Annotated in this window: 6 protein-coding genes and 1 pseudogene; 3 read left to right on the forward strand and 4 right to left on the reverse strand. The window is 72.9% G+C overall.

Going from position 1 to position 6,589, the window contains the following annotated elements; all coding sequences use genetic code 11:
• Together D8M35_RS16675 and csrA are read left to right on the forward strand one after the other, a co-directional pair.
• Nucleotides 1-325: pseudogene (locus D8M35_RS16675) on the forward strand (hypothetical protein); the annotation flags it as partial.
• 4 nt (nt 326-329) lie between these two features.
• Nucleotides 330-599, forward strand: coding sequence for a carbon storage regulator CsrA (gene csrA / locus D8M35_RS14745; protein ID WP_126892520.1), 270 nt, complete (start codon nt 330-332; stop codon nt 597-599).
• Between the two features lie 105 nt (nt 600-704).
• Here the strand turns inward: csrA and D8M35_RS14750 are convergent, their stop codons facing one another.
• The 3 genes from D8M35_RS14750 to D8M35_RS14760 all read right to left on the reverse strand — a co-directional run bounded on the left by D8M35_RS14750 (nt 705) and on the right by D8M35_RS14760 (nt 4,099).
• Nucleotides 705-1,268, reverse strand: a complete 564-nt coding sequence (locus tag D8M35_RS14750; protein WP_126892521.1) for a hypothetical protein — start codon at nt 1,266-1,268, stop codon at nt 705-707.
• Nucleotides 1,265-1,930: a DNA-binding protein gene (locus D8M35_RS14755; protein ID WP_161972682.1), complete on the reverse strand. Its 666-nt coding sequence runs from the start codon at nt 1,928-1,930 to the stop codon at nt 1,265-1,267. The genes D8M35_RS14750 and D8M35_RS14755 overlap by 4 nt, the downstream gene beginning before the upstream one ends.
• 69 nt (nt 1,931-1,999) lie before the next feature.
• Nucleotides 2,000-4,099 (reverse strand): acyl-CoA dehydrogenase, encoded by a 2,100-nt coding sequence (locus tag D8M35_RS14760; RefSeq protein WP_126892523.1) that lies wholly within the window; start codon nt 4,097-4,099, stop codon nt 2,000-2,002.
• A 209-nt stretch (nt 4,100-4,308) separates the two neighbouring features.
• Between D8M35_RS14760 and D8M35_RS14765 the strand changes: the two genes are divergently transcribed.
• Nucleotides 4,309-5,772 (forward strand): peptide MFS transporter, encoded by a 1,464-nt coding sequence (locus tag D8M35_RS14765; RefSeq protein WP_126892524.1) that lies wholly within the window; start codon nt 4,309-4,311, stop codon nt 5,770-5,772.
• Between the two features lie 182 nt (nt 5,773-5,954).
• Here the strand turns inward: D8M35_RS14765 and D8M35_RS14770 are convergent, their stop codons facing one another.
• Nucleotides 5,955-6,257 (reverse strand): hypothetical protein, encoded by a 303-nt coding sequence (locus D8M35_RS14770; RefSeq protein ID WP_126892525.1) that lies wholly within the window; start codon nt 6,255-6,257, stop codon nt 5,955-5,957.
• Nucleotides 6,258-6,589: the final 332 nt, after the last annotated feature.

Below are 6,589 nucleotides of genomic sequence, written 5' to 3' on the forward strand. Positions count from 1 at the left end.
TGTGTTCGCCGGACGGTACGGGTTGCGCGCGACCGACGCCGCCGACCGGCGGGCCGGGATCCTCGCGCGCGCCGAGGGCGTCCGGAACGGGTACGCGCTGCTCGGCGTGTCGGCGTGGGACGACGCGGCGACGGTCGAGGGGCTCGCAGCCGACCAGGTGTGGGTCGTGGTGGACGTCGGACGGAAGACCGGGGACTCGCGGGCCGTGGTGCTCGCCGTCGCCGGTCGGGTGCCCGTCGCGGGCGTGGTCGCGATCGGCGCGCGGGAGACCGCCACGCCGGAGTCCGTGCACCGTCTGGGGCTGCCGGTGGTGTCGCTAGGCTGACGGGGTGCTGGTACTCACGCGGAAGGTCGGGGAGCGGATCCTCATCGGTGACGACGTCGTCATCACGGTCCTCGACAGCCGCGGGGACGGGGTCCGGATCGGCATCGACGCTCCGCGCGGGGTCAAGATCCAGCGCGAGGAGGTCGTCCGCGCCGTGATCGAGGCGAACGCCGAGGCCGCTGCTGCTGCGGCCCCCGCCGCCGAGGGCAGCGACGACGCCGAGGCGCGCCTGCGGGCCGCGCTCGGTGATCTCGGACGGCCCGAGCAGGGCTGAGCACGCCGGGCTCGCGAGGGCGGGTGCGGGTTGCGGGTGGGGGTTGCATGCGCGGGCACGTCGGTGCCGGTGCCGGTGCCGGTGCCGGTGCCTTTGCCTGAGCCGTCAGGCGGGCAGGCCGATCGCGGTCCAGGCGGCGAGCCCGGCCCAGCAGGTGCTCGTGAGCGTCCCGACGATGAAGCGCTCCCGCGCCTCGGCGGAGTCGAGCTCCGAGAAGCGGCCGAGGCCCTTCACCGCGACGACGGCCGCGACGATCTCGAGCCGCCCCACCAGCACCGCGCCGATCACCGCGAAGCGTTCGAGGAACCCGATCGCCGCCCCGCCCCGGAGCACCTCCGGACGGCGTCGCACGACCGCGGGCTCGTCGGCACGCGACACGAGTATCCCGCCGTGCTGCCCCCGTTCGACGCCGTCGCGCATCGCGAAGCCGAGCACCGTCCCGGTGACGGCGCTGCCCGCGAGCACGCCGAGGGCGACCACCGCGGTGGTCCCGAGCACGTGCAGCGCGGTCGACGGGGCGGCCGGCACCAGGTCGAGGAGCTCGGCGGCGAGGACGACGGCGACGAGCACGACCGCGGGGACCGCACGGGCGAGCGGTGGGACGCGGTGCACGGCGCTGAGCCCGGCCGCGGCGAGCAGCACGAGTGCCCCGACCAGCCAGAGCGTCATGCCGGGGTGTCCGTTCCAGCAGCGGCGGCCGGTTCGGCCGGGGTGTCCGCTTCTGCAGGGGTGGCCGGTTCGGCCGGGGTGTCCGCCTCGGCCAGGAGCCGCGTCAGCGCCGCGTGCACGGCGTCGTCGGAGCGCAGGTCCGCGGCGAGCCAGCGCTTGGCGACCGCCTGCGGGGTCACGCCGAGCAGCCGGGCAGCCTCGGTCCGCGAGTGGCCGGCGCGCAGCAGGTCGGCGAGCTCCCAGCCCTCCCGGGACCGGCGCTGCCGGGCGCGGACGGTCTGCGCGACGAGGGGTTCGACGTCGGCGGTGGCGAGCCGGCGACCCGGGGCGACCTCGAGCGCCAGGTGCTCGGGGGCCTCCTTCGCCCGGTCGACGGCCGCACGCGCCTGCACGAAGGCGTCGCCGCGCGCCGCACGCGTCGAGACCGGCACCGGCTCCTCGACGTCGCCGACGCCGATCCCGATGCTCCACCCGTCCGTGCGCGCCAGGGCGAAGACGACGTCGAGCAGGGTGCCCGCGTCGTCGAGCAGGAACTGGAACTCGTCCCCGGCGGTGCGCTCCGGCGGCAGCACCACGCGCCCCTCGGACACGGATCGGACGACGTCGATGGCCTGTTCCACCCGGTCGTCGTCCGAGCGACTGCCCACCTGGTCCACCGTCACCGCGTACATCGCACCTCCGCCATCAACCCTACAAGGTTGATTCCGTCGATATCAACCCTCAGAGGTTGATCACGGACGGGGCTTCTTCTCCTGCTCCGGCAGGCGTCCAGCGGCGGCCTCGGCGGCGAACCACGCTGCCGCCTCCTCCTGACGTGCCCGCTCCTCGCCGAGGGCGATCGGTGCGCGGACGTGCTCGGGAGCGTAGCCGAACGACTCGACGAGCTGCGGGACCACCGGGCGGAGACGGGCGACCAGCCGGTCCACGTACGCCGAGACCGCACGGGCACGCTGCGCGGACAGGCGGCCGTGCACCAGGTGCCAGTCGAGGTGCTGCTCCAGGAGCCCGAGGGCGAAGAGGTCGCGCAGCCACACGAGCACCCGCCGGGTGTCACCGGGGGCGACGGACTCGATGGCGTCGGTGAACGCGTCCCACTGCATGAGCTCGGCGTGGGCCTTCGCGGCCTCGATGAGTTCGTGCTGCGAGCGGTTGAGCAGCTTCGCGGCACGCGCCCGGTCCTTGCCGGCGGAGGCGAGGCGCACCCCGATCTCCGACACCATCGTGTCGACACGGCCGGCGAGCAGCGCGCGCTGCGTGCGCGGGTCCTGCAGGTCCGTGACGCTGGCCGCCAGGGAGCCGCGGTCGGCCACCGTCTGCCCGAGACGTCGGATGCCGGACGCGTCGGCGAGCCTCGTGGCGGCCTGCGCGGCGACGAACCGGGCGGTCGAGGCTGCGTCCCGGGGGGCCTTCGCCCGGAAGTCGGTGAGCAGGCGCTTGCCGACGAGCTGCAGCAGGATCGTGTTGTCGCCCTCGAAGGTGACGTAGACGTCGAGGTCGGCGCGGAGGCTCGTGAGCCGGTTCTCGGCGAGGAACCCGGCGCCGCCGCAGGCCTCGCGGCACTCCTGCAGCGTGTCGAGCGCCGACCAGGTGGACATCGCCTTGAAGGCGGCCGCCTGGGTCTCCAGGTCCTCGCGCCGCTGGGGGGTGTCCTCGCGCCCGCTGAAGACGTCGTCGAAGGTCTGCAGGAGCTTCTCGTGCGCGAAGGACTGCGCGAAGACCGTCGCGAGCCGGGGGATCAGTCGGCGCTGGTGGCGGCCGTAGTCGAGCAGCACGCCCTCGTCGCCGCCGCCGGTCGGGAACTGCCGACGCTCGGCGGCGTAGGTCAGCGCGATCTGCAGGCCGATCTTCTGCGCGACCACGGCGGCGCCGTCGAGCGAGACCCGGCCCTGGACGAGCGTGCCGAGCATCGTGAAGAAGCGACGACCGGGCGAGGCGATCGGGGAGGTGTACGTGCCGTCCTCGGCGACGTCGCCGTACCGGTTCAGCAGGTTCGTGCGGGGGACCCGGACGTGGTCGAACCAGAGGCGACCGTTGTCGATGCCGTTCAGGCCGCCCTTCACGCCGTCGTCCTCGCCGCCGACGCCGGGCAGGAACGCCCCGTCCTCGTCGCGGAGCGGCACGTAGAACGCGTGCACGCCGTGGTCGACGCCCTGCGTCACGAGCTTCGCGAACACCACGGCCGCGCGCCCGTGCAGGGCCGCGTTGCCGATGTAGTCCTTCCAGGCCCCGCGGAACGGCGTGTGCAGGACGAACTCCTGCGTGTCCGGGTCGTAGGTCGCCGTCGTCGCGATGCTCTGCACGTCCGAGCCGTGCCCGGTCTCGGTCATCGCGAAGCACCCGGGGACGTCGAACCGGATGATGCCCGGCAGGAACTCGCGGTGGTTGCGCTCGGTGCCGAGGTGGTGCACGGCGGACCCGAACAGCCCCCACTGCACGCCGGCCTTGATCTGCAGCGACGGGTCCGCCGTCGTCAGCTCCTCGAACGCTGCGAGGTTGCCGCCGTGGTTCTCCTGGCCGCCGAACTCGGTCGGGTACGGCCGCTGGATCGCGCCGGCGTCGACGAGCACGCGCAGCTGCTCGAGGACGCGCGCGCGGTGCTCCGCGATCGGCTGCCCCTCGATCTTGTGCAGCCCGGGGTCGCGGGACAGGCGCCGGGAGATGCGGCGGTCCTCGGCCCAGCGTCCGAGCAGGAGCTCCCCGAGCAGCGTCGTGTCGATCCGGACGTCGGTGTCCGTGCCGCCCGTCGGGGTGCCCGCTGCCGGGTCGCCCGTGGCGTCGGCGTTCGGGGCCTCGGTCGTCGAGGTGGGGCGTGCGGGTGCGGTGTCGACCATGGGGGAGCCTTCCTGAACTGCTCTGTCCGTGTTGCACTCGACACGGTAGGCACCTCGGCCGAGTGTTGGTCGAACGCCGTGCGGGCGCACAACGGCCACCAGTCGAGCGGCATCGTGGTGGTGGGAATCCTCCAAGACCCGGCCCCGGAGGTTTGTACGCGCCCCGCCTCGATTCGGACGAGCGGGGTGTGCGGGGGCACAGTGGACGGATGTCTCGCACCACCCCGCCCAGCGCTCCGGCGCAGCAACGCACCTTCTTCGGGCAGCCGTTCGAGCTGTCGACGCCCTTCGCGGTGGAGCTCTGGGAGCGGTTCTCGTTCTACGGCATGCAGGGCATCGTCCTGATCTACATGTACTACACCGTCACGCGTGGCGGCCTCGGCATCGACGAGGGCGTCGCGAACGGCATCATGGGTGCGTACGGCGGCGCCGTGTACCTGTTCACGATCATCGGCGCATGGGTGGCAGACCGGCTGATCGGTGCCGACCGGACGCTCTTCACGAGCGCGGTCGTCGTCATGCTCGGCCACATCGGACTCGCCCTGATCCCGGGTGTGGCCGGCGTCGGGGTCGGACTCGTGCTCATCGCGCTCGGCTCCGGCGGCCTCAAGGCCACCGCCACGACGATCGTCGGCGGGCTCTACAGCCGCGAGGACCCGCGCCGTGACGCCGGCTTCTCGCTGTACTACCTCGGGGTGAACCTCGGCGCCTTCTTCGGTCCGTTGCTGACCGGGCTGCTCCAGTCCGCGCTCGGGTTCCACTACGGCTTCGGGCTCGCCGCGGTCGGGATGGCCGCCGGCCTCGTGCAGTACGGCATCCGTCGGCGCAAGCTGCCGGAGTCGGTCCGGCACGTCACCAACCCGGTCGACCGTCGCCGGCTGCCGCTCGTCGCCGTGCTCGTCGTCGTCGCCCTCGTCGTCGTCGTGGTGTCGGTGCTCACCGGACTGCTCACGGTGTCGAACCTGCCGACGGTCGTCGTCGCGATCGTCGTCGTGGCCACCATCGCCTACTTCGTGGTCATCCTGAACAGCGGCATCACGGCCGACGAGCGGTCGCGCGTCTTCGCCTTCACCCCGCTGTTCATCGCGAGCGCCGTCTTCTGGTCGCTGTACCAGCAGCAGTTCACCGTCGTGACCCAGTACTCGGACCAGCGCCTCGACCGTTCGTTCGGCGACTGGGAGATGCCGGTGTCGTGGGTCCAGTCGATCAACCCGATCTTCATCATCGTGCTGTCCGGTGTCGCGGCGGCGATCTGGACGAAGCTCGGGGACCGTCAGCCGTCCACGCCGACGAAGTTCGCGCTCGGCACCGGGATCATGGGCATCGCGTTCCTGCTCTTCCTGCCGTTCGCCGGCACGGGGCGGAACGGCACGCCACTCATCGCCCTCGTTGCCATCCTGCTGGTCTTCACCATCGCCGAGCTCCTGCTCTCCCCGGTCGGACAGTCCGTCGCGACGAAGCTGGCACCGCCGAGGTTCCAGACGCAGATGGTCGCGCTCTTCTTCCTCTCGGTGTCCCTCGGCACCGCGGCGACGGGCGTGCTCTCGCAGTACTACTCGCCGACGAACGAGGTCCCGTACTTCACCGTCCTCGGCCTGGTCGCCGTCGCGGTCGGGGTCGTGCTGCTCCTCTGCGCGAAGCCGGTGCTCCGCCTCATGCGCGGCATCCGCTAGCCCCGAGGCACATCCGGTAGCCTGGACGCGGCCACGACGGCCACCGCCACACCGGCCCCGCAACCCAAGGAGTCACCAATGCTCGAACTCATCGCAGGCGTCATCATCGGCATCGGCGTGCTCGGTGGCGTGGGCATGTGCATGGCCGTCGCCGCCATGCTCAAGAGCGGCAACGAGGAGTACTAGACCTCGTCCGAGGCAGCCGGTCCGACCGGCACCAGCTGACGACCCAGGACGGTCGCGCGCTCGAAGGGGCCGCGGCCGTCATTCGTGTAGGCGGGCTCGTCGAACGCGACGGTCCAGGTGCGCTGCATCCCGCCGAGCTGCACCCCGCCGGGAGCCACGATCACCCCGATGGGCGCACCGTCCCACTGCTCACCGCCGCGGTCGGTGTCGACCACCTGCACGAGAGCGCCGATGCCGAGCCCACCGGCGTCTGCGCCGGCGTCATCGGGGCGGGGGCTGCGAGCACGTCGTCCGAACACCCGCCCACCGTACCGCGCCCTGTCCGCCCGACCCCGTCCGACGCGAGCGGGCAGGACACGCCGCGCCCCCACCGCCGAGCGGGCGGTATCCGTCGCCTGCGGCCCCCGACCGTGACAGATCTCGCCCGCTCGCGGGCAGCGGGCAGCGGGTACCGGGAAGCGGGCACGCGGCGTCGGTGGACGGGGGCAGTCGGCAGGGCGGCGTCGGGCGGGACGGCGGGCCGGACGGGAGGCGCGTGGCGGCGCCGCACCGTGCCTCCCGTCCGGCGAGAGGGCAGGACATGCCGCGCGCGGTGCGTCGAGCGGGCGGTACCTGTCGGCCGTAGGCCCCG

The organism is Curtobacterium sp. HSID17257 (genome assembly GCF_003989515.1).
Taxonomy (GTDB): Bacteria; Actinomycetota; Actinomycetes; order Actinomycetales; family Microbacteriaceae; genus Curtobacterium.

Excerpts from the sequence above, each read along its gene's own strand:
- D8M35_RS14750 (WP_126892521.1), bottom strand. The coding sequence starts at position 1,268 with ATGACGCTCTGGCTGGTCGGGGCACTCGTGCTGCTCGCCGCGGCCGGG.
- D8M35_RS14760 (WP_126892523.1), bottom strand. The coding sequence starts at position 4,099 with ATGGTCGACACCGCACCCGCACGCCCCACCTCGACGACCGAGGCCCCG.
- D8M35_RS14765 (WP_126892524.1), top strand. The coding sequence starts at position 4,309 with ATGTCTCGCACCACCCCGCCCAGCGCTCCGGCGCAGCAACGCACCTTC.